Origin of the sequence: Streptomyces sp. PR69 (assembly GCF_026420845.1) — a bacterium.
GTDB lineage: Bacteria > Actinomycetota > Actinomycetes > Streptomycetales > Streptomycetaceae > Streptomyces.
In genome coordinates this window covers 1-18,750 of the sequence record NZ_JAOWCB010000046.1, presented here as the reverse complement: position 1 = coordinate 18,750, position 18,750 = coordinate 1, and the positions used below count along the sequence as shown (strand labels likewise).

General features: G+C 69.3%; 18 protein-coding genes. 4 read left to right on the top strand and 14 right to left on the bottom strand.

What is annotated here, in order from left to right; genetic code table 11:
- Nucleotides 1–34: 34 nt before the first annotated feature.
- Both pafA and OF819_RS26905 read right to left on the bottom strand, forming a co-directional pair.
- Complete coding sequence (pafA, locus tag OF819_RS26910; RefSeq protein ID WP_267246248.1) at nucleotides 35–1,396, bottom strand: Pup--protein ligase; 1,362 nt, start codon at nucleotides 1,394–1,396, stop codon at nucleotides 35–37.
- A 9-nt stretch (nucleotides 1,397–1,405) separates the two neighbouring features.
- Nucleotides 1,406–2,680 carry an MFS transporter gene (locus OF819_RS26905; RefSeq protein WP_267246266.1) on the bottom strand — a complete coding sequence of 425 codons (1,275 nt, stop codon included), beginning with the start codon at nucleotides 2,678–2,680 and terminating at the stop codon, nucleotides 1,406–1,408.
- A gap of 114 nt (nucleotides 2,681–2,794) precedes the next feature.
- Here OF819_RS26905 and OF819_RS26900 point away from each other — a divergent pair, with 114 nt between their 5' ends.
- A complete protein-coding gene (locus OF819_RS26900; protein ID WP_267246247.1) occupies nucleotides 2,795–3,823 on the top strand; it encodes a LacI family DNA-binding transcriptional regulator in 1,029 nt (342 codons plus the stop codon).
- Nucleotides 3,824–4,258: 435 nt separating this feature from the next.
- Here OF819_RS26900 and prcA read toward each other — a convergent pair whose 3' ends face one another.
- The 6 genes from prcA to arc form a co-directional block, all read right to left on the bottom strand.
- Nucleotides 4,259–5,011, bottom strand: a complete 753-nt coding sequence (prcA, locus tag OF819_RS26895) for a proteasome subunit alpha (RefSeq protein WP_267246246.1) — start codon at nucleotides 5,009–5,011, stop codon at nucleotides 4,259–4,261.
- Between the two features lie 35 nt (nucleotides 5,012–5,046).
- Complete coding sequence (prcB, locus tag OF819_RS26890) at nucleotides 5,047–5,892, bottom strand: proteasome subunit beta (RefSeq protein WP_267246245.1); 846 nt, start codon at nucleotides 5,890–5,892, stop codon at nucleotides 5,047–5,049.
- On the bottom strand, nucleotides 5,844–6,020 hold the full coding sequence (locus tag OF819_RS26885; protein ID WP_267246265.1) for an endonuclease domain-containing protein: 177 nt from the start codon (nucleotides 6,018–6,020) through the stop codon (nucleotides 5,844–5,846). The genes prcB and OF819_RS26885 overlap by 49 nt, the downstream gene beginning before the upstream one ends.
- Before the next feature lie 319 nt (nucleotides 6,021–6,339).
- Nucleotides 6,340–6,558 (bottom strand): ubiquitin-like protein Pup, encoded by a 219-nt coding sequence (locus OF819_RS26880; RefSeq protein ID WP_267246244.1) that lies wholly within the window; start codon nucleotides 6,556–6,558, stop codon nucleotides 6,340–6,342.
- Between the two features lie 139 nt (nucleotides 6,559–6,697).
- Nucleotides 6,698–8,209: a depupylase/deamidase Dop gene (gene dop / locus OF819_RS26875; protein ID WP_416370631.1), complete on the bottom strand. Its 1,512-nt coding sequence runs from the start codon at nucleotides 8,207–8,209 to the stop codon at nucleotides 6,698–6,700.
- Between the two features lie 240 nt (nucleotides 8,210–8,449).
- Nucleotides 8,450–10,216 (bottom strand): proteasome ATPase, encoded by a 1,767-nt coding sequence (gene arc, locus OF819_RS26870; protein ID WP_267246243.1) that lies wholly within the window; start codon nucleotides 10,214–10,216, stop codon nucleotides 8,450–8,452.
- A 252-nt stretch (nucleotides 10,217–10,468) separates the two neighbouring features.
- On the opposite strand from arc, the gene OF819_RS26865 reads away from it, so the two are divergent.
- Nucleotides 10,469–10,780 carry a ferredoxin gene (locus OF819_RS26865; RefSeq protein ID WP_267246242.1) on the top strand — a complete coding sequence of 104 codons (312 nt, stop codon included), beginning with the start codon at nucleotides 10,469–10,471 and terminating at the stop codon, nucleotides 10,778–10,780.
- Between the two features lie 4 nt (nucleotides 10,781–10,784).
- Here OF819_RS26865 and OF819_RS26860 read toward each other — a convergent pair whose 3' ends face one another.
- The 3 genes from OF819_RS26860 to OF819_RS26850 form a co-directional block, all read right to left on the bottom strand.
- A complete protein-coding gene (locus OF819_RS26860; protein ID WP_267246241.1) occupies nucleotides 10,785–11,363 on the bottom strand; it encodes a hypothetical protein in 579 nt (192 codons plus the stop codon).
- A 219-nt stretch (nucleotides 11,364–11,582) separates the two neighbouring features.
- Entirely contained in the window at nucleotides 11,583–12,470 is an 888-nt protein-coding gene (locus OF819_RS26855; RefSeq protein ID WP_267246240.1) for a tRNA (adenine-N1)-methyltransferase, read from the bottom strand.
- A gap of 19 nt (nucleotides 12,471–12,489) precedes the next feature.
- Nucleotides 12,490–13,740 (bottom strand): site-2 protease family protein, encoded by a 1,251-nt coding sequence (locus OF819_RS26850; RefSeq protein WP_267246239.1) that lies wholly within the window; start codon nucleotides 13,738–13,740, stop codon nucleotides 12,490–12,492.
- A 146-nt stretch (nucleotides 13,741–13,886) separates the two neighbouring features.
- On the opposite strand from OF819_RS26850, the gene OF819_RS26845 reads away from it, so the two are divergent.
- Nucleotides 13,887–14,747 (top strand): PD-(D/E)XK nuclease family protein, encoded by an 861-nt coding sequence (locus tag OF819_RS26845; RefSeq protein WP_267246238.1) that lies wholly within the window; start codon nucleotides 13,887–13,889, stop codon nucleotides 14,745–14,747.
- A 15-nt stretch (nucleotides 14,748–14,762) separates the two neighbouring features.
- Nucleotides 14,763–15,434 carry a response regulator gene (locus OF819_RS26840; RefSeq protein ID WP_267246237.1) on the top strand — a complete coding sequence of 224 codons (672 nt, stop codon included), beginning with the start codon at nucleotides 14,763–14,765 and terminating at the stop codon, nucleotides 15,432–15,434.
- A 177-nt stretch (nucleotides 15,435–15,611) separates the two neighbouring features.
- Here OF819_RS26840 and OF819_RS26835 read toward each other — a convergent pair whose 3' ends face one another.
- The 3 genes from OF819_RS26835 to OF819_RS26825 form a co-directional block, all read right to left on the bottom strand.
- Nucleotides 15,612–17,210: an ABC transporter substrate-binding protein gene (locus tag OF819_RS26835; protein WP_267246236.1), complete on the bottom strand. Its 1,599-nt coding sequence runs from the start codon at nucleotides 17,208–17,210 to the stop codon at nucleotides 15,612–15,614.
- Between the two features lie 484 nt (nucleotides 17,211–17,694).
- Entirely contained in the window at nucleotides 17,695–18,396 is a 702-nt protein-coding gene (locus OF819_RS26830; protein WP_267246235.1) for an HAD family hydrolase, read from the bottom strand.
- Nucleotides 18,397–18,507: 111 nt separating this feature from the next.
- On the bottom strand, nucleotides 18,508–18,750 hold a 243-nt coding region (locus OF819_RS26825), incomplete at its 5' end, for a vitamin B12 dependent-methionine synthase activation domain-containing protein (protein ID WP_267246234.1).

Genomic DNA, 18,750 nt, shown 5'->3' with positions numbered 1-18,750 from the left:
GTTCCCTGCCGCCGCCCGGCTGACGCGGCCGGCCCTACATCCCTGCGATCAGCTTTTCCACCCGGTCGTCGACCGACCGGAAGGGGTCCTTGCACAGCACGGTCCGCTGTGCCTGGTCATTGAGCTTGAGGTGTACCCAGTCCACGGTGAAGTCCCGGCGCTGCTCCTGCGCCCTGCGGATGAAGTCGCCGCGCAGCCGCGCCCGGGTGGTCTGCGGGGGCACCGACTTGCCCTCGAAGATCTTGAGGTCGTTGCAGATCCGGGCCGCCTGCCCCTTGCGTTCCAGCAGGTAGTAGAGGCCCCGCTGGCGGTGGATGTCGTGGTACGCGAGGTCTATCTGGGCGACCCGGGGATGCGACATGGTCATGTTGTGCTTGGCGCGGTACCGCTCAAGGAGCTTGTACTTCATCACCCAGTCGATCTCGGTGCCGATGCGGTCGAGATCCTCGGACTCGATGGCCTCCAGGGTGCGGCCCCAGAGCTCTATCACCTGCTCGACCATGCCCGTGCGGATGCCGCGCCGGTCGACGAAGTCCACGGCCTTCTCGTAGTACTCCCGCTGCACCTCCAGGGCCGATGCCTCACGTCCGCTGGCCAGGCGCACCTTGCGCTGCCCGGTGATGTCATGGCTCACCTCGCGGATGGCCCGGATGGGGTTCTCCAGCGTGAGGTCGCGCATCACCGTGCCCGCCTCGATCATGCGCAGCACCAGGTCGGTCGCGCCGACCTTGAGCAGCATCGTCGTCTCCGACATATTCGAGTCGCCGACGATGACATGGAGGCGGCGGTAGCGCTCGGCGTCCGCGTGGGGCTCGTCGCGGGTGTTGATGATGGGGCGGGAGCGGGTGGTGGCTGAGCTGACGCCCTCCCAGATGTGCTCGGCGCGCTGGCTGACGCAGTAGACCGCGCCGCGCGGGGTCTGCAGCACCTTGCCCGCGCCGCACAGCAGCTGGCGGGTGACGAGGAAGGGGATCAGGATGTCCGCCAGCCGGGAGAACTCGCCATGGCGTGCCACGAGATAGTTCTCATGGCAGCCGTAGGAGTTTCCCGCCGAGTCGGTGTTGTTCTTGAAGAGATAGACGTCGCCCGCGATTCCCTCCTCGTGCAGACGGCGCTCCGCGTCGACGAGCAGGCCTTCGAGAATACGCTCGCCCGCTTTGTCGTGGGTGACCAGTTCGGTCACATTGTCACACTCTGGCGTGGCGTATTCCGGATGCGAGCCCACGTCGAGATACAGCCGGGCGCCATTCCGCAGGAAGACATTGCTGCTGCGGCCCCATGACACGACACGGCGGAAGAGGTACCGCGCCACTTCGTCAGGAGACAGTCGGCGCTGTCCCCTGAACGTGCATGTGACGCCGTACTCGTTCTCCAGCCCGAAAATGCGGCGGTCCATGACTGAACATTACGCCTCACAGCCTGTGCTGAAACCGGGTTCGGCCGCCCCGCTGCGATCATTTTCGGCTGAGCCTGCGACAGGGCCCGCACGGTCCTTCGCACGGGCGGGAGCCGCGAGCACCTGCTGAGTGGCCGTCAGAACCAGCAGGGCGGCGATGCCTCCGGCGCCGGCGACGGCGAAACCCCACGCCGTGCCGCCCAGCTCGACGGCCGGTCCCGCTGCGGCCGTGCCGACGGCCGCGCCCACGCCGAAGGTGGTGACCAGCCAGGAGAATGCCTCGGTGACCGTGCCGCGCGGGGCATGGCGGTCGACGACGATGAAGGCGCAGGCGATGGCCGGGGCGAGAAAGAGACCGGCGAGCGCGGCGAGCCCGGTCATGGCGAGCGGGGCGGGGGTGAGGACCAGCGGGAGATAGCCGAGCGCGAGGAGGGCGACGATGAAGCGCAGCCGCCGCTCGGCCGGGCCCGCCCACTGGCGGGCGCCGTAGTAGACACCGCCGGCCAGGGCGCCGAGGCCGAGCGCGGCCATCAGCCAGCCGTAGACGGCCTGGCTGCCGTGGTCGTCGGCGTAGGCCACGCCCGCGACGGTGATCGACCCCAGCGCGAGCCCCACGAAGAAGAAGGACCCGAGCAGCGCGAGCAGCCCGGGCGAGCGGAGTGCGCCCAGCCAGTGCGCCTCGCGGGGGGCGCTGCGCCAGGCGCGGGAGGGTTCGGAGAGGACGACCGAGAGGGCGCCGAGCACACCGACCGCGTTGATGACGAGCAGGGCGGCGGCGGGCGAGGCGAGCGCCACCAGGAGCGTCACCAGCAGCGGGCCGACGGTGAACATGATCTCCTGCGCGACCGCGTCCATGGCGTACGCCCGGTGGACCCGGTCCTCGCGGTCGTCGAGCACGCTGGGCCACAGGGCGCGCAGACCGCCCTCCAGCGGCGGGGTGAACAGGCCCGCGACCGCCACGGCCGCGTAGGCGAGCGGGAGGGAGGCGACGCCTGCGACGGCCAGCAGCAGCATTCCGAGCGCCGAGACGACGGCGGCGGGGAACTGGACGCGGGGCTGTCCGCACAGATCCACGGCGCGGCCGAGCAGGGGCTGCCCCACCGCGGTGGCCAGCCCGTATACGGCGGCGAGCGCCCCGGCGAGGGTGTAGCTGCCGCCCTCCGCGCGGGTGAAGAGCACGATCGCGATATGCCCCGTGGCGTTCGGGAGCCGGCCGACGAGCGTCCCCGCGAGCAGCCTGGCGGCGTGCGGGGCCCTGAGTATGTCGGCGTACCCGGCGGCCATGTGTCGCCCTTCGTCGTCCGTCATGGTGATCGTGTTACGTATAACGTATGGCTCATACGTACCATGTCGGCAACCCGGGGGTCCAGTGAGGCACCCGGTGAGGAGGACGGATCGATGGCACACCGGCCCACCAGCCGGGACGTGGCCCAGGCCGCGGGGGTCTCTCAGGCCACGGTGTCGCTGGTCCTCGGGGACAAGTGGCGCGGCCGGGTCTCGGAGCGGACCGCGGGCCTGGTGCGGGACACGGCCCGGGAACTGGGCTACCGCCCGAATCTCGCGGCCCGTCATCTGCGGCTGGGCCGCACCCGGACAGCGCTGCTCGTGGTGCCTGCGCTGACGAACGAGTTCTTCGCCCGCGTCTACACGGGCGCGGCGGGTGTGGCGGCCGAGCACGGCTTCGGCGTGGTGCTCTACCCCTCGCCGGAGGGCGTGAGCCCGGCGAGGGACCCCTTCGCCTCGGCGCGGGCGGCCCTGGACGGGGTGATCGCCTCGTCCATGGCCGCGCGGGCGCTGGCGGCGATCCGGGGCACGGGCCTGCCGCTGGTGATGCTCGACAGCGACCCCGCCGATCCGGCCGCGGCGGCGCATGTGAACGTGGACATCGCGGACGGCATGCGCCAGGTCGCGGCCCATCTGCTGGGCCTGGGCCACCGCCGCTTCGTCCATCTGGCGTCGGCGGTCCCGTCCTGGACCTTCGAGGTACGGGCGCGAGCGCTGCGGGAGGCGCTGCGCGCTGTGCCCGGCACCTCGCTGCGGACGGTCTCCGCGCCGCTGAACGCCGATGCGGCGCGGGAAGCGGCGGAGCGGGCCCTCAGGTCCGCTGAAACGCTCGGTACGGGGGGTACGGGGGGCGACGCCACCGCTCTTGTCTGCGACGACGACATCCTGGCCGCCGGCGCGTGCAAGGCCGTACGGCGGCTGGGGCGGCGGGTCCCGGACGATGTGTCGGTCACGGGCTTCGACGACCTGGCGCTGGCGACGGCGGTGGAGCCGGAGCTGACGACGGTGCGGCTGCCGGCGGAGCGGGTGGGTGAGCAGGGCATGGCGGCGCTGCTCGCCGTACTCGAAGCCCGGGACTTCGAGGCCCCCGACCTCCCGGTCACCCTGATCCCCCGCGCATCAACGGCCCCACCCCCGGAGTAAGCCCCGGGCCCCCGCGGGCCGGCGGCGTGAGCCGTCTTGTCGGGGTGGGCCGGGTTTTGCCGCCGGTCCTCTGCGGGGGCGCCCCTGCACGGCCCCTCCAAACCTGACGGGCCGGTTCCCCCGGCGTCCCGCACCCGACAGGGCGCGGGTCTCTCCTCACCCGCGCCTGGCGGGGTGCTGGAAACGGGCAGAAGGGTGGGACAAGCACCTGCCCGGGCCCCGGGCATGCCGCATGGACGGCAACGGCACCCCCCGGCGCAGCGCCCGGCGGGGCACTGGAAACGTGGGGGGTCTCCCCACGCCCTCAGGGCGTAGGGGGGAGAGGGACCCGCCCGGGTCCCGGGGGACGGCAGGAACGGAGGGCGCGACCGCCCATGAGCCCGCGCCGCGCGGAAGGCCGCATGCACGGGCCCCGCCGACGGGGGGCGCCGGGGGCTACTCCCCCGGCTCCTCGTCGGAAGGCGTGTCCGTGGGGGTGGACGCCGGCACCTCCGCCTCCAGCAACCGCGCCAGCTGACGCCCCACGATCCGCTTGAACTTCCGCTGCTGCGGCCGCGTACGGTCCAGCACCGCCACCTCCAGCCGGTCCGCCGGAATCTCCCGCTCCGTGCCGTTGGACTGGTTGGACAGCGCCTGCACCGCCAGCCTCAGCGCCTCCGCCAGCGACATCCCGTCCCGATGGCGCTGGTCGAGGAAGCTGCTGATCTGCTCCGCGTTGCCGCCGACCGCGACCGAGCCGTGCTCGTCCACGATCGAGCCGTCGTGCGGCAGCCGGTAGATCTGGTCTCCTTCGGGCGTCTCGCCCACCTCGGCGACGACCAGCTCGACCTCGTACGGCTTCTCGGCCGCGCTGGAGAAGATCGTGCCCAGCGTCTGGGCGTAGACATTGGCCAGGCCGCGGGCGGTCACATCGTCGCGGTCATAGGTGTAGCCCCGCAGATCCGCATAGCGGACCCCGCCGATGCGCAGATTCTCGTACTCGTTGTACTTACCGGCCGCGGCGAAGCCGATCCGGTCATAGATCTCGCTGAATTTGTGCAGCGCGCGGGACGGGTTCTCGCCGACGAAGACAATGCCGTCGGCATACTGCATCACGACCAGGCTGCGGCCTCGGGCGATGCCCTTCCGGGCGTATTCCGCCCGGTCCTGCATGGCCTGTGCGGGCGAGACATAGAACGGCGTCGTCACCGGCTATCCGTCCCTTTCTGTCAGTGAGGTGTGGATCAGAGCAGCGCGGCACGCGGGCCGTCGGGCTGTTCAAGGCGGCGCTCCAGGATCGAGCGGGCGGTGTCGGAGGACTCCGCCTCGGTGAGCCTGCGGAAGCCCTCGTCGGTGATGATGGTGACGATCGGGTAGATGCGCCGCGCCACATCGGGCCCGCCGGTCGCCGAGTCGTCGTCGGCCGCGTCGTACAGCGCCTGCACGACCAGGGTGATGGCCTGCTGCTCTGTCAGGTCCTCGCGGTAGAGCTTCTTCATCGCGCCGCGGGCGAACAGGGAGCCGGAGCCGGTCGCCGCGTAGCCGTGCTCCTCGGAGCGGCCCCCGGTGACGTCGTACGAGAAGATGCGGCCCTTCTCCCGGTCGACGTCCCAGCCGGCGAAGAGCGGCACCACGGCCAGGCCCTGCATGGCCATGCCGAGGTTGCTGCGGATCATTGTGGAGAGGCGGTTGGCCTTGCCCTCCAGGGAGAGCTGGGCGCCTTCGACCTTCTCGAAGTGCTCCAGCTCAAGCTGGAAGAGCTTGACCATCTCCACCGCGAGGCCGGCGGTGCCCGCGATGCCCACGGCCGAGTACTCGTCGGCCGGGAAGACCTTCTCGATGTCGCGCTGGGCGATCATGTTGCCCATCGTGGCCCTGCGGTCGCCGGCGAGCACCACGCCGCCGGGGAACGTCGCGGCGACGATGGTCGTGCCGTGCGGCGCCTCGACGACGCCCTGCACGGGCGGCAGAGAGCGCTTTCCGGGCAGCAGGTCGGGGGCGTGCTCGCCCAGAAAGTCCATGAACGAGGACGAGCCAGGCGTCAGGAAGGCAGCCGGCAGACGCCCGGTGCTACGAGTGTTGGCTTCCACGCGTTTCCTTCCGAATAGGCGGCAGCCCGGCGGACAGCGTCGGGATCGTCTCCCAACTTGCCGATGGCCGAATTGCAGTTGAAGCACAGTACGCCACGGACCCTACCCGTCTCATGGCAGTGATCCACATGCACTGCCGGAGCAGACGGACGGATCACACAGACACCGGTGCGTGAGGGCCATCTCGTCCCGCACGGCCTCTGTGATGCCGCTCGCTCTGCGGCCTGCTGGCCTCCGCGCAGCTCCGGCAGAACGGACGCCCCGCGGGCGCCTGCGCACGCGGCCGGACTCTCTTCGGGCAGGAGGCCCGCAGCCCGCGGCGAGCTGATCCGCTCCCCGCGAAGGCTCCCAGCGGCCTGCGCTCCCTACACCGCGAGCGGCGCTTCGGGTACCGCTCTCGATCAACCCCACCCCCTCGACAACCTTCGATTCGAAGGTCAGGTCAACCTACTGGCCGCCCTTCTGGACGAATGACCGCACGAAGTCCTCAGCATTCTCCTCAAGGACGTCGTCGATTTCATCCAGCACCGAGTCGACGTCGTCGCTCAGCTTCTCCTGGCGCTCCTTGAGGTCCTCCGCAGCCTGCGCGTCCTGCGCCTGCTCGTCGACCTCCTCCGTAGAGCGCGCGGCCTTCTGCTGTCCGCCGCCGGTGTCCTTGGTCGCCATATCCCTCACCCCGCTCGAATCGGCCCGCTCGGTTGGGTCCGTCTGTCAAGATCAGACCCTACAAGCCGGGTCTGACATCGGCCCTGCAGTTGCTACAACATCCGGGCACCACTCCCATGATTCCCGGCCGGGAGGTATTTCAGCCGCCGGACAGCACCCGGACCAGGTCCTCCGCGGTGCGGCAGCGGTCCAGCAGCTCTTTGACGTGGTTCCGGGTGCCCCGCAGCGGCTCCAGGGTGGGAACGCGCTGCAGAGAGTCACGGCCGGGCAGGTCGAAGATCACCGAGTCCCAGGAGGCCGCGGCCACGTCGTCGGCGTACTGGTCCAGACAGCGGCCGCGGAAGTAGGCCCGGGTGTCCTCAGGAGGCTTGCTCTCGGCCCGTTCCACGTCGGTCTCGACGAGCAGCCGCTTCATCTTCCCGCGGGCCGCGAGACGGTTGTACAGCCCCTTGTCGGGGCGTACGTCCGCGTACTGCAGGTCCACCAGGTGCAGCCGGGCGGCGTCCCAGTCGAGGCTGTCGCGCCTGCGGTAGCCCTCAAGAAGCTCCCGCTTGGCGATCCAGTCCAGCTCCCCGGCGAGGCTCATCGGGTTGTTCTCCAGCCGGTTGAGGGTGTCCTCCCAGCGGACCAGGACGTCCTTGGTCTGCTCGTCGGCGTCGGCCCCGAAACGCTCCTCGACATACTTCCTCGCCAGCTCGAAGTACTCCATCTGCAACTGGACGGCGGTGAGTGTGCGACCGCTGCGGAGCGTGATCAGACGGCCCAGGTCCGGGTCGTGGGAAATCTGGTGCAGGGTGCGCACCGGCTGGTCCACGGCCAGGTCGACGGCGATAAAGCCGTCCTCGATCATGGACAGGACCAGCGCGGTCGTGCCCAGCTTGAGATAGGTCGAGATCTCCGACAGGTTCGCATCGCCGATGATCACATGGAGCCTGCGGTACTTCTCGGCGTCGGAGTGCGGCTCGTCGCGGGTGTTGATGATGGGGCGCTTGAGGGTCGTCTCCAGGCCGACCTCCACCTCGAAGTAATCGGCGCGCTGACTGATCTGGAAGCCGTGCTCATGGCCGTCCTGGCCGATTCCGACCCGTCCTGCGCCGGTCACCACCTGCCGGGAGACGAAGAACGGCGTCAGATGGCGCACGATGTCCGAGAACGGGGTCTCCCGCTTCATCAGGTAGTTCTCGTGCGTCCCATAGGAGGCGCCCTTGTTGTCGGTGTTGTTCTTGTAGAGGTGGATCGGCTGGGCGCCGGGAAGCTGGGCGGCGCGCTCCGCCGCCTCGGCCATGATCCGCTCGCCGGCTTTGTCCCACAGGACCGCGTCCAGCGGATTGGTCACTTCCGGGGAGCTGTACTCCGGATGGGCGTGGTCCACGTACAGCCGGGCGCCATTGGTGAGAATCACATTGGCCAGGCCGATGTCCTCGTCGGTGAGCTGGCTGGCGTCGGCGGCCTCGCGGGCGAGGTCAAAGCCACGGGCGTCCCGCAGCGGATTCTCCTCCTCGAAGTCCCAGCGGGCGCGGCGCGCCCGGTGCATCGCCGCCGCGTAGGCGTTGACGATCTGGGATGAGGTGAGCATGGCATTGGCGTTCGGGTGGCCGGGGACGGAGATTCCATACTCCGTCTCGATGCCCATTACTCGCCGTACGGTCATGCGGCGCCCTCCTTGCCCGGCGGCGTTCCCTGGTGGAAACGGCGCTCAAGTACCGCGGTCTCTCCGGTGGCGCAGTGCGGTGCCCGTCCCCGCACTGCGCTACGCGGCGGTACCGACGAGCCTAGAACGCCTCTGCGCTGGTGGGGAGATCAATTCCGTCAATTGCTCGGGTGTGCCCGGAGCTGTCGGGAAAGCAACCGGCTGCGGATGCCGGGCGGGCATCCGCAGCCGGGTTGCGTATTACAGGTACTGACCGGTGTTCGCCACCGTGTCGATGGAGCGCCCGGTGTCCGCGCCCTGCTTTCCGGTGACGAGGGTGCGGATGAAGACGATCCGCTCACCCTTCTTGCCGGAGATCCGGGCCCAGTCGTCCGGGTTGGTGGTGTTGGGCAGGTCCTCGTTCTCCTTGAACTCGTCCACGCACGCCTGGAGCAGGTGGGAGACCCGGATGCCCTTCTGGTTCTGGTCGAGGAAGGCCTTGATGGCCATCTTCTTGGCCCGGTCCACGATGTTCTGGATCATGGCGCCGGAGTTGAAGTCCTTGAAGTAGAGGACTTCCTTGTCGCCGTTCGCATAGGTGACCTCGAGGAAGCGGTTCTCCTCGGATTCCGCGTACATCTGCTCCACGACCGACTGAATCATGGCCTGAGCAGCGACTTCCTTCGATCCGCTGTGCTCGGCGAGGTCGTCCGCGTGCAGTGGGAGCGAAGGTGTGAGGTACTTGCCGAAGATGTCCTTGGCGGCCTCCGCGTCCGGACGCTCGATCTTGATCTTGACGTCGAGCCGGCCCGGCCGCAGGATCGCCGGGTCGATCATGTCCTCGCGGTTGGAGGCGCCGATGACGATCACGTTTTCCAGGCCCTCGACGCCGTCGATCTCGGCGAGCAGCTGCGGGACGATGGTGTTCTCCACGTCCGAGCTGACGCCGGAGCCGCGGGTGCGGAAGAGCGACTCCATCTCGTCGAAGAAGACGATGACGGGGGTGCCCTCGCCGGCCTTCTCCCGGGCGCGCTGGAAGACGAGGCGGATATGCCGCTCGGTCTCGCCGACGTACTTGTTGAGGAGCTCGGGGCCCTTGATGTTGAGGAAGTAGCTCTTCCCCGCGGGCTGGCCGGTCACCTCGGCGACCTTCTTGGCAAGGGAGTTGGCGACGGCCTTCGCGATCAGCGTCTTGCCGCAGCCCGGCGGGCCGTAGAGCAGGATGCCCTTCGGCGGACGCAGTTCGTGCTCCTTGAAGAGATCCGGGTAGAGGTAGGGCAGCTCGACCGCGTCGCGGATCAGCTCGATCTGGTTGCCCAGACCGCCGATCTTGTCGTAGTCGACGTCCGGGACCTCTTCCAGGACGAGCTCTTCGACCTCGCTCTTGGGGATCACCTCGTAGACATAGCCGGAGCGCGGTTCGAGCAGCAGGGCGTCGCCGGGGCGGATGTTGATGTCCAGCAGCGGCTCGGCGAGCCTCACCACCCGCTCCTCGTCGGTGTGCCCGATCACCAGGGCGCGCTCACCGTCCTCAAGGATCTCCTTGAGAGTGACGATGTCCCCGGCGCGCTCGAACTCCATGGCCTCGACCACATTGAGCGCTTCGTTGAGCATGACTTCCTGGCCGCGCCGCAGCTCGTCGAGCTCGACGCTGGGGCTGACGTTCACCCGGAGCTTGCGGCCCCCGGTGAAGATGTCGCATGTGCCGTCCTCGTTCGCCTGCAGGAAGACACCGAAGCCGGCCGGCGGCTGCGCGAGCCGGTCGACCTCCTCCTTGAGGGCCACGATCTGGTCACGGGCCTCACGGAGCGTGTTCGCCAGTCGCTCGTTCTGTGCGGACACGCCGGCCAGGTTCGTCTGCAGCTCGACGATCCGCTCTTCGAGAATCCTCGTATGACGCGGAGAGTCGGCGAGCTTGCGGCGCAGGACGGCGATTTCCTGCTCGAGATAGGCAACCTGGCCGGCTGGGTCCTCAGACCCCCGCCCCGGCCGGATGCCGCGGTTGATGTCGTCGTCGTGGGCTGCCACGGTCCTCACCTCCTCCAAGGGGAGCTGGACGCTTCCTGACCCTACCTGGGCGGGGGGTGATTGAAACCCCTAGATCACAAAGACGGTAGGGGTGTGTCCGATCTTCACCCTTGCGCTCTCCCTCACCTCAGGGGAATACCCACCCAACAACATCGGAAAGCGGGCGGTTGTATCGTCGAAGCGTTCAACACCCGTCAGGGCTGGCACGACTTGCTTCTCCTGGCGTCACCGGCGATGGAAACGGCAGGAGATATGACCGCGCAGCACGAGGTCCCCACCGAAGGCGGCGGCGAGGCTCTGGAGGTGTGGATCGACCAGGACCTCTGCACGGGGGACGGGATCTGCGCCCAGTACGCGCCCGAGGTCTTCGAGCTCGACATCGACGGACTCGCCTATGTGAAGAGCGGGGACGACGAGCTGCTGCAGGAGCCCGGCGCGACCACTCCCGTGCCGCTGCCGCTGCTGCGGGACGTCGTGGACTCCGCGAAGGAGTGCCCGGGCGACTGCATCCACGTACGCCGGGTTTCGGACAGGGTGGAGGTCTACGGACCCGACGCCGAGTGACGGATCACACACTCAGCGCCGCGGCCTGGGGCGAGCGGACGAACTTCCCGCCCTGCCAGCGCCATTCGACCTTCTCCCGCAGGTCGGGGCAGCAGCTCGGCACATCGGCGGAGGAGTAGCCGAGGAGCGTCGCGGTGACTGCGCCGTCACGGACGGCGAGCTCGCCGACGCTCTGCCCCTGTGCGGGCCGCAGCAGCGTCGCCACGACGCGCGACGCCTCCCCCGGGCCCGCGGTCAGCACATAGACCGCGCTGGGCGGGGTGCCGGAGCCGGCGTCACAGCGGGCGGCCGCCACGGTCTCCGGGCTGCCGTCGCCGTCGAGGTCTCCCGACGCCTCCTCGGTGACCACGCTCCCCACGGCGCCGCACTGAAGCGGCAGCTCTGCCGCGGCCACGTCCGGGGCTGGTCCGGGGGCCGCCACGGCGCCCGTACGCGGCTGAACGCCGGCCTGCGAGGCGGTTGCCGCATCCGGCTGCAGCACGCCCGCGGCCGCCACGACCGCCGCCATCGCCGCCGCCGTGGCGAGCCAGTGCATTGGGCGGGCGTGGGTGTGCGCGAGGTCCGGGAGGTCGGAGGTCTGCACGCGAGGGGTCTCCTGTGAAGGCTGTGCCAGTGGGGGTGGCCAGCATCGTGCCATACGTCACAGCGGGCGGGAACAGGAGGGTCGGCAACAGCTGGATAAGCATCAGGCCCTACGAACGCACTGACGCCGCCCCTCAGTTCTCCGATGTCATTCGGGAACTGAGGGGCAGCGTCAGTGCGTTGCGAGAGTCAGGTGGCGTCAGCCCCCTCTGTGCGGGCGTCAGCCCTTGTTGGGGCCTTCATAATCCTCGCCGTACGCGCCCTTCGCCGGGCGGCGGCGGCGCATCGGGGGCTCCACCCCGTCGGCGAGGCGGCGTGCGGTGACCAGGAAGCCGGTGTGGCCGATCATCCGGTGGTCGGGGCGGACGGCCAGCCCTTCCACATGCCAGTTGCGGATCATCGACTCCCAGGGCTGCGGCTCGGCGAAGCAGCCGATCTCGCGGATGGACTCCACCGTCCGCGCCAGCTGGGTGGTCGTCGCCACATAGCAGCACAGGATGCCGCCGGGCACGAGGGCCTTGGAGACGGCGTCCAGGCACTCCCAGGGGGCAAGCATGTCCAGGATGACCCGGTCGACGTCGGAGTCGCTGAGGTTGTCCTGGAGGTCGCCGACGGTGAGCTGCCAGGCCGGGTGCGGTCCGCCGAAGTAGCGTTCCACGTTCTGCTGGGCGATCTCGGCGAAGTCGGCACGCCGCTCATAGGAGTGCAGCATGCCCTGGTCGCCGATGGCGCGCAGCAGGAAGGCGCTGAGCGAGCCTGAGCCCACACCCGCCTCGACCACCCGTGCGCCGGGGAAGATGTCGGCGAAGGCGAGGATCTGCCCCGCGTCCTTGGGGTAGACCACCGCGGCTCCGCGGGGCATGGACAGGACATAGTCGGGGAGCAGGGGGCGCAGCGCGAGGTAGGCGACGTTTCCCGTGGTACGGACAACACTGCCCTCGGGAGCGCCGATCAGCTCGTCGTGCGGGAAGGAACCCTTGTGGGTGTGGAAGTTCTTCCCGGCCTCGAGCGTGAACGTGTAGTGGCGTCCCTTGGGGTCGGTGAGCTGGACCTGGTCCCCGACCTTGAAGGGCCCGCGACGGCGGGCGGCACCGGTCGGTTCGGACATGGCACCAGGGTACCCGCGGTCAGGTGGAGGGCCGCGCCATGGCCTGCACGAAGGCCCGCTCCACATCGGCCGTGGACAGGACGCCGTAGATCTCCCCGGTCTCCTCCAGGACCAGATACTCGGTCGCGGGCCAGGCCCGCAGCCGGTCGAGGAGGGCCTCTCCCGCGAGCTCCGCGGAGACCTTCATGCCGTCGGTGAGGTCCTGGGCGAGGCCGCTGACGGCCACCCATGGGCGGCGGTGCTCCGGCACGGCGACGATGGCGGTCTCGCGGACGAGGGCGGTTGGCTCGCCGTGGCCGTCGACCACGACGAGGGCGCGGGCGCCGGCCTCGTTGGCGCGGCGCAGCGCCTCGGAGAGGGGGGTGTCGGCCTGGACGGGCACGGCCCGCCGGGTCAGGGTGCGGGCTTCCAGCTCGGGGAGGTGTTCCCGCAGCCGGGCCATGCGCAGGCTGTTGCCTGCGCCGGTCCAGATGATCGCGGCGAGGATCGCGGCCAGCAGGGCGTCGGTGACGGTCTCCATGCCGCCGATGTCCTCGGTGGCGTTGCCGAGGGCGCCGGTGTGGGTCAGCAGGGGGAGACCGATCAGCACGGTGACGGCGAGGGCCCGGCCGACCCAGGCGGCGGCGACGGTGCCGGCCATCGGCCGGCCCGTGATCTTCCACACGACGGCGCGCAGCATCCGGCCGCCGTCGAGCGGCAGCCCGGGCAGCAGATTGAACGCGGCCACGATCAGGTTGGAGATCATCAGACCGGCGAGCAGGACGCCGGGGACCGTGCCCGGTTCGACGGCCTGCATGCCGAGGTAGAAGACGCCCGCCAGGACGAGGGAGAGCAGCGGGCCGACGAAGGCGAGGATGAATTCGCGGCCGGGCGTCTCGGTCTCCTTCTCGATCTCGGAGACGCCGCCGAAGAACTGGAGCTGGATACGGCGCACCGGCAGCTTGTAGCGGAGCGCGGCCACGGTGTGCGCCAGTTCGTGGACGAGGACGGAGGCGTAGAAGGCGACGGCGAAGAACAGGGAGACCAGATAGCGGTAGCCGCCGAGCTCGGGCAGCACCCGGTCGAGCTGGCCGCCGAAGACCCAGGTGATCAGGGCGGCGACGATGAACCAGCTGGGGGCGACATAGACGGGCACACCGAAGGGGCGGCCCATGAGAATGCCGCCCCCGGCTCCGCCGGGGCGTCGGGGCTTGACGCCGCCGGAGTCCGCTGTGCCCGCTTTCTCGGACTGCGGCCGCCGGCGCTCGCCGCTGCTGTCGTCCTGGTTCACGGGGTCCCTTCGTTGCGGTCGCGACTGCGACGATGTCGGTGACGGCCGCGGGCGCGCGGCCCATTCGCCCGATCATGCAGTGCGCGGAGGTCTGTCGTCGATGGTATGCCGATCGCTGTCAGTGCCGGGCCGTAGGGTCTTGAGTCATGAGTGAGACCCAGCGGCCCGATTCGCTGTCGCCCTCGCGGGCGAGCGACTTTATGCAGTGTCCCCTGCTGTACCGGTTCCGGGTGATCGACAAGCTGCCCGAGAAGCCGAGTGAGGCGGCGACACGGGGCACGCTGGTGCATGCGGTGCTGGAGCGGCTCTTCGACGACCCGGCGGCGGACCGCACGGCGGTGCGCGCCAAGGCCATGATTCCCGCGCAGTGGGACCGGCTGCTTCTTCAGCGGCCCGAGCTGGGCGAGCTGTTCGCCGAGGATGCGCGGGGCGAGCGGCTGGCGCGCTGGCTGGGCGAGGCGGCACAGCTGGTCGAGCGGTGGTTCTCGCTGGAGGATCCGACGCGTCTGGAGCCGGCCGAGCGTGAGCTGTTCGTGGAGACCGAGCTGGAGTCGGGGCTGCGGCTGCGCGGCGTGATCGACCGGGTGGATGTGGCGCCGACGGGCGAGGTGCGGCTGGTCGACTACAAGACCGGCAAGGCCCCGCGCCCGGAGTACAGCGAGGGCGCGCTGTTCCAGATGAAGTTCTACGCCCTGGTGATCTGGCGGCTGAAGCGGGTGCTGCCGCGCCGGCTGCAGCTGGTGTATCTGGGCAGCGGCGAGGTGCTCACCTATGACCCGGCGCCGGGCGATCTGGAGCGGATGGAGCGCAAGCTGCTGGCGTTGTGGGAGGCCATCGACCGGGCCACTCGTACGGGGGACTGGCGGCCACGGCCGACGAAGCTGTGCGGCTGGTGCGACCATCAGTCGTTCTGTCCGGAATTCGGGGGCACTCCCCCGGTTTATCCGCTGAGCGTTTCCCCGGCCGCGTCGGCGGAGGATGATCAGGGCAGAATGGGCCCGGTCTAGATGTGAGGAGCTGCCGTGGCTATCCGCGTGCTACTGGTCGACGATCAACCGCTGCTGCGCACCGGCTTCCGGATGATCCTGGAGGCGGAGCAGGACATCGCGGTCGTCGGCGAGGCCGGGGACGGCCTCCAGGCGCTCGATCAGGTGCGGGCGCTGCAGCCCGATGTGGTGCTGATGGACATCCGGATGCCGCGGATGGACGGTGTGGAGGCGACCCGTCAGATCACCGGGCCCGGCCGGGACGGTCCGGCGAAGGTGCTGGTGCTGACCACCTTTGACCTCGATGAGTATGTGGTGGAGGCGCTGAAGGCGGGGGCGAGCGGCTTTCTGCTCAAGGACGCGCCCGCGCAGGAGCTGGTGCAGGCCATCCGGGTCGTCGCGGCGGGCGAGGCGATGCTGGCGCCCAGCATCACCCGCCGGCTGCTGGACAAGTACGCGGACCATCTGCCGTCCGGCGAGGAGCCGGTCCCCGACACGCTGAACACGCTGACCGAGCGTGAGGTGGAGGTCCTCAAGCTGGTGGCGCGCGGCCTGTCCAACGCGGAGATCGCGGCCGATCTGTTCGTCAGCGAGACCACTGTGAAGACGCATGTGGGCCATGTGCTCACCAAGCTGGGCCTGCGCGACCGGGTGCAGGCCGCGGTGTACGCGTACGAGAGCGGCCTGGTGCGCCCGGGCGCGCAGTAGACGCGCAGTAGAGCGGTAACACAGCAGCGGGGCGAGCGGGCCCGGCCGGTCATGCGAACGGCCCTTGTCGGCAGGTGATCTGCCGACAAGGGCCGTTCGCATGAGCGGACGCCGGGCTGTGGGCGACGTGGCCGGGGGCGGCCCGGTCAGACGCCGCCGGGGCCCGGGGGCGGCCGGTCAGACGCCGCCGCGGCTCAGCTCCCACAGCTGGAGGTCCGAGCTGGCGTTGAGGACCCATTCGACGCCGCGGACGTTGCCTCGGGCGGCCACATACTGCTTGCCCTGCCACAGCGGGAGCACGGGGACGTCGGTGGCGACGATCTCCTGGATCTCGGTGAAGGCCGAGGACGCCGCGGCGCGGTCCGCCTCACGGCGCGACTGCGGGATCAGCTCGCGCACCTTGTCGTTGGCGTAGGGGGAGTTGAGGAAGTTGTCCTTGGCGAGGAAGGGCGCGGTGTAGTTGTCGGGGTCCGGGAAGTCAGGGAACCAGCCGAGCCCGTAGACCGCGTAGTCGCCGCGCTTCTGGGCCTGGCGGAACGCCGACCACTCGGCGCCCTTGATGGAGACGTCGAAGAGCTTGGAGGCGTTGAGCTGGTCGCGCAGCGCCTCGAACTCCTTCTCCGTGCCGGCTCCGTACTTGTCGGTGGTGTAGTTCAGCGTGAGCTTCACCGGGGTGTCGACGCCCGCCTCGGTGAGGATCTGCTCGGCCTTCTCCCCGCTGGGCTCACCGTACTTGTTGTAGAAGGAGTTGGTGTGTGAGGCGATGCTCGACGGGATGAGCGAGTACAGCGGCTCGGCGGTCGAGCCGTACACCTTTGCGGCGATCTCGCCGCGGTCGACGACAGACGCGATGGCCTGGCGGACCGCCTTGTCCTTCACGGGCGCGGCTTCGGTGTTGAAGCCGAGGTAGCGGATCTCAAGGCCGGGCACCTCGGTGAGTTCGATGCCCTCCTTCGGGTTCTCCTTGAGGTCCTTGATCTGCCCGGGCGCCATCGTACGGGTCATCAGATCGATGTCCCCGGCTTCGAGCGCCTGGCCCATGGCGCCGGAGTCCGCGAACGAGCGCAGTTCGACCTTGTCGTTGTTGACCTTCAGATCGCCCTTGTACTTGTCGTTCTTGGTGAAGACAAAGCTGACGACGTTGTCATCCCGTGTCTCGGCCCTCATGGTGTACGGGCCGGAGCCGTCCACCTGGAAGCCCTCGCGGAGCTTGTCCGCCGCGTAGTGCTTCTTGCTGACGATGCCCGCGGCCGGGGTGGAGAGCTTGTACGGGAAGGTGGCGTCGGGCGTGGAGAGGTGGAAGATCACCTCGTTCTCGCCCTTGGTCTCGATGGTGTCAATGTTCGACAGCAGACCGGCGGTGCCGTTGTCCGCGTCGATGTTCAGCACACGCTCGATGGAGAACTTCACGTCTTCGGCGGTGACGGGGGAGCCGTCCGCGAAGGTGAGGCCATCGCGCAGCGTGCAGCGGTAGCTCTCGCTGGCGTTGTCGGTGAAGGTGCACGACTTGGCCGCCTCGGGGGCGGGTTCGCCGCCGCCGCGCGGGGTGCGCATCAGCGTCTGGAGGGTCTGGCGAAGGACGTTCCAGGCGCCGGTGTCATATGCGTAAGCCGGGTCGAGGGGTGCGGGGGCGTCCGCCGTCGCGGTGAACTGGTCCGTGGTGCCCACGACAATGGCATCACCGCCGCCGGACCCGCCGTTCGCATCGCCGCAGGCGACGAGCACGGGGGCGAGCAGGCCGACCACGGCCGGCAGCACCAAAGTCTTACGGTTCATCCTGGACGTTCTCCCTCATCCGGCACTGGCACACGGGTGTTGTTGCGACCGTGTCTATGGCACTTCGCCGCTTCCGCCCGGTCGGGGCAGCGCGATCGGGCCGGGACAGTCAGTGCGATCGGTCCTTGGCGTCCGGGCGGCATGGTGGCCGTCCGGACCCTTCGGCGACGCGGCGAAGTTCTCGCCACGAGATTAGTCGGCGCCGCCAGGAGCACATGACCAGGCTGGAGTTGGGGTGTATTCGCTGAGTGATCAGTGATGCCGAAGAGTGGATGGTCATGCCACGGAACGATGCACGCACCGCTCTACAAATACGGACACAAGGTCGCCCATGGACATGGTTCGGCGGACTGGAATATCGATATCCCGAACACCCGAGCAGCACTCAGCGTGACAAAGCTCACGAGGAGTAGGGAGAGGTTACGGCCGCCTGAGTACCGCTCAGTACGCCTCAGTACGGCTCAGTACGGCGACGCGGCTCATCTCAGTGCGGCGATGTGATCAGCGTGCGCAGAAAGCGCAGGTCGACGTCTTCGAGCGAGCGGACGATCACACGGCCGTCGGCCGGTGCGATGGGGGCGACGGACGGGACGGCCACCACCCGGCATCCCGCCGCCTCCGCCGCCGCCACACCGGTGGCCGTGTCCTCGATGACGGCGCATCTCGCGGGCTCCGCGCCCAGGCCCTGGGCCGCGGTGAGATAGGGCTCGGGATGCGGCTTCGTACGCAGCACCTCGTCGCCCGCGACCGAGAGCGCGAAGTGCTCATGGCCGAGCGAGGCGAGCACACGGTCGATAATGCGCCGGTGGGACGCGGACACCAGCGCGGTGGGCACATTGTGCCTGGCCAGCTCGGCCAGCAGCCTGGCCGCGCCGGGCATCATCGGCACACCGCGCGCGATGCGGTCCTCGAAGCGCTCATTGAGCAGCACCGTCAGCTCTTCGAGGGTGATGTCAGCGCCGGTGGCCTCGATGAGATAGCCGGCGCTGCGTGTCATAGGGCCGCCGACCACCACATCCCGCCAGGCCTCGTCCAGCCGGTGGCCGAGGCCGGCGAAGACCTCGACCTCCACGTCCCACCAGAAGCCCTCGGTGTCGACGAGGGTGCCGTCCATGTCGAGGAAGACCGCCTGCAGGGCGGAGCCTTCGGCCATGCGGGTCAAGGACGCGGGGACCGTGCTGGTCATCCGGCACACCTCCGTAAGGGACGAAGAGGCCGGTCGCCCCATCCCTCGGGTCTCCCCCGGCGGGACAGGTGACCGGCCTGCACTGGACCGACCAGTGTACGTCGCGAATGGCTAACGTGCGTTGAAGTATTTCGCCTCGGGGTGGTGGATGACGATGGCGTCGGTGGACTGCTCGGGGTGGAGCTGGAATTCCTCGGACAGTTCGACGCCGATGCGCCCGGGTTCCAGCAGGTCGGCGATCTTCGCCCGGTCTTCCAGATCCGGGCACGCTCCGTAACCGAGCGAGAAGCGAGCGCCACGGTACTTCAGCGCGAACATGTCCTCCACATCGGCCGGGTCCTCGCCCGCGAAGCC

Coding starts and splice junctions, on each gene's coding strand:
- pafA (WP_267246248.1), bottom strand. CDS start 1,396: ATGGACCGCCGCATTTTCGGGCTGGAGAACGAGTACGGCGTCACATGC.
- OF819_RS26905 (WP_267246266.1), bottom strand. CDS start 2,680: ATGGCCGCCGGGTACGCCGACATACTCAGGGCCCCGCACGCCGCCAGG.
- OF819_RS26900 (WP_267246247.1), top strand. CDS start 2,795: ATGGCACACCGGCCCACCAGCCGGGACGTGGCCCAGGCCGCGGGGGTC.
- OF819_RS26880 (WP_267246244.1), bottom strand. CDS start 6,558: ATGGCGACCAAGGACACCGGCGGCGGACAGCAGAAGGCCGCGCGCTCT.
- dop (WP_416370631.1), bottom strand. CDS start 8,209: ATGACCGTACGGCGAGTAATGGGCATCGAGACGGAGTATGGAATCTCC.
- OF819_RS26865 (WP_267246242.1), top strand. CDS start 10,469: ATGACCGCGCAGCACGAGGTCCCCACCGAAGGCGGCGGCGAGGCTCTG.
- OF819_RS26855 (WP_267246240.1), bottom strand. CDS start 12,470: ATGTCCGAACCGACCGGTGCCGCCCGCCGTCGCGGGCCCTTCAAGGTC.
- OF819_RS26845 (WP_267246238.1), top strand. CDS start 13,887: ATGAGTGAGACCCAGCGGCCCGATTCGCTGTCGCCCTCGCGGGCGAGC.
- OF819_RS26835 (WP_267246236.1), bottom strand. CDS start 17,210: ATGAACCGTAAGACTTTGGTGCTGCCGGCCGTGGTCGGCCTGCTCGCC.
- OF819_RS26830 (WP_267246235.1), bottom strand. CDS start 18,396: ATGACCAGCACGGTCCCCGCGTCCTTGACCCGCATGGCCGAAGGCTCC.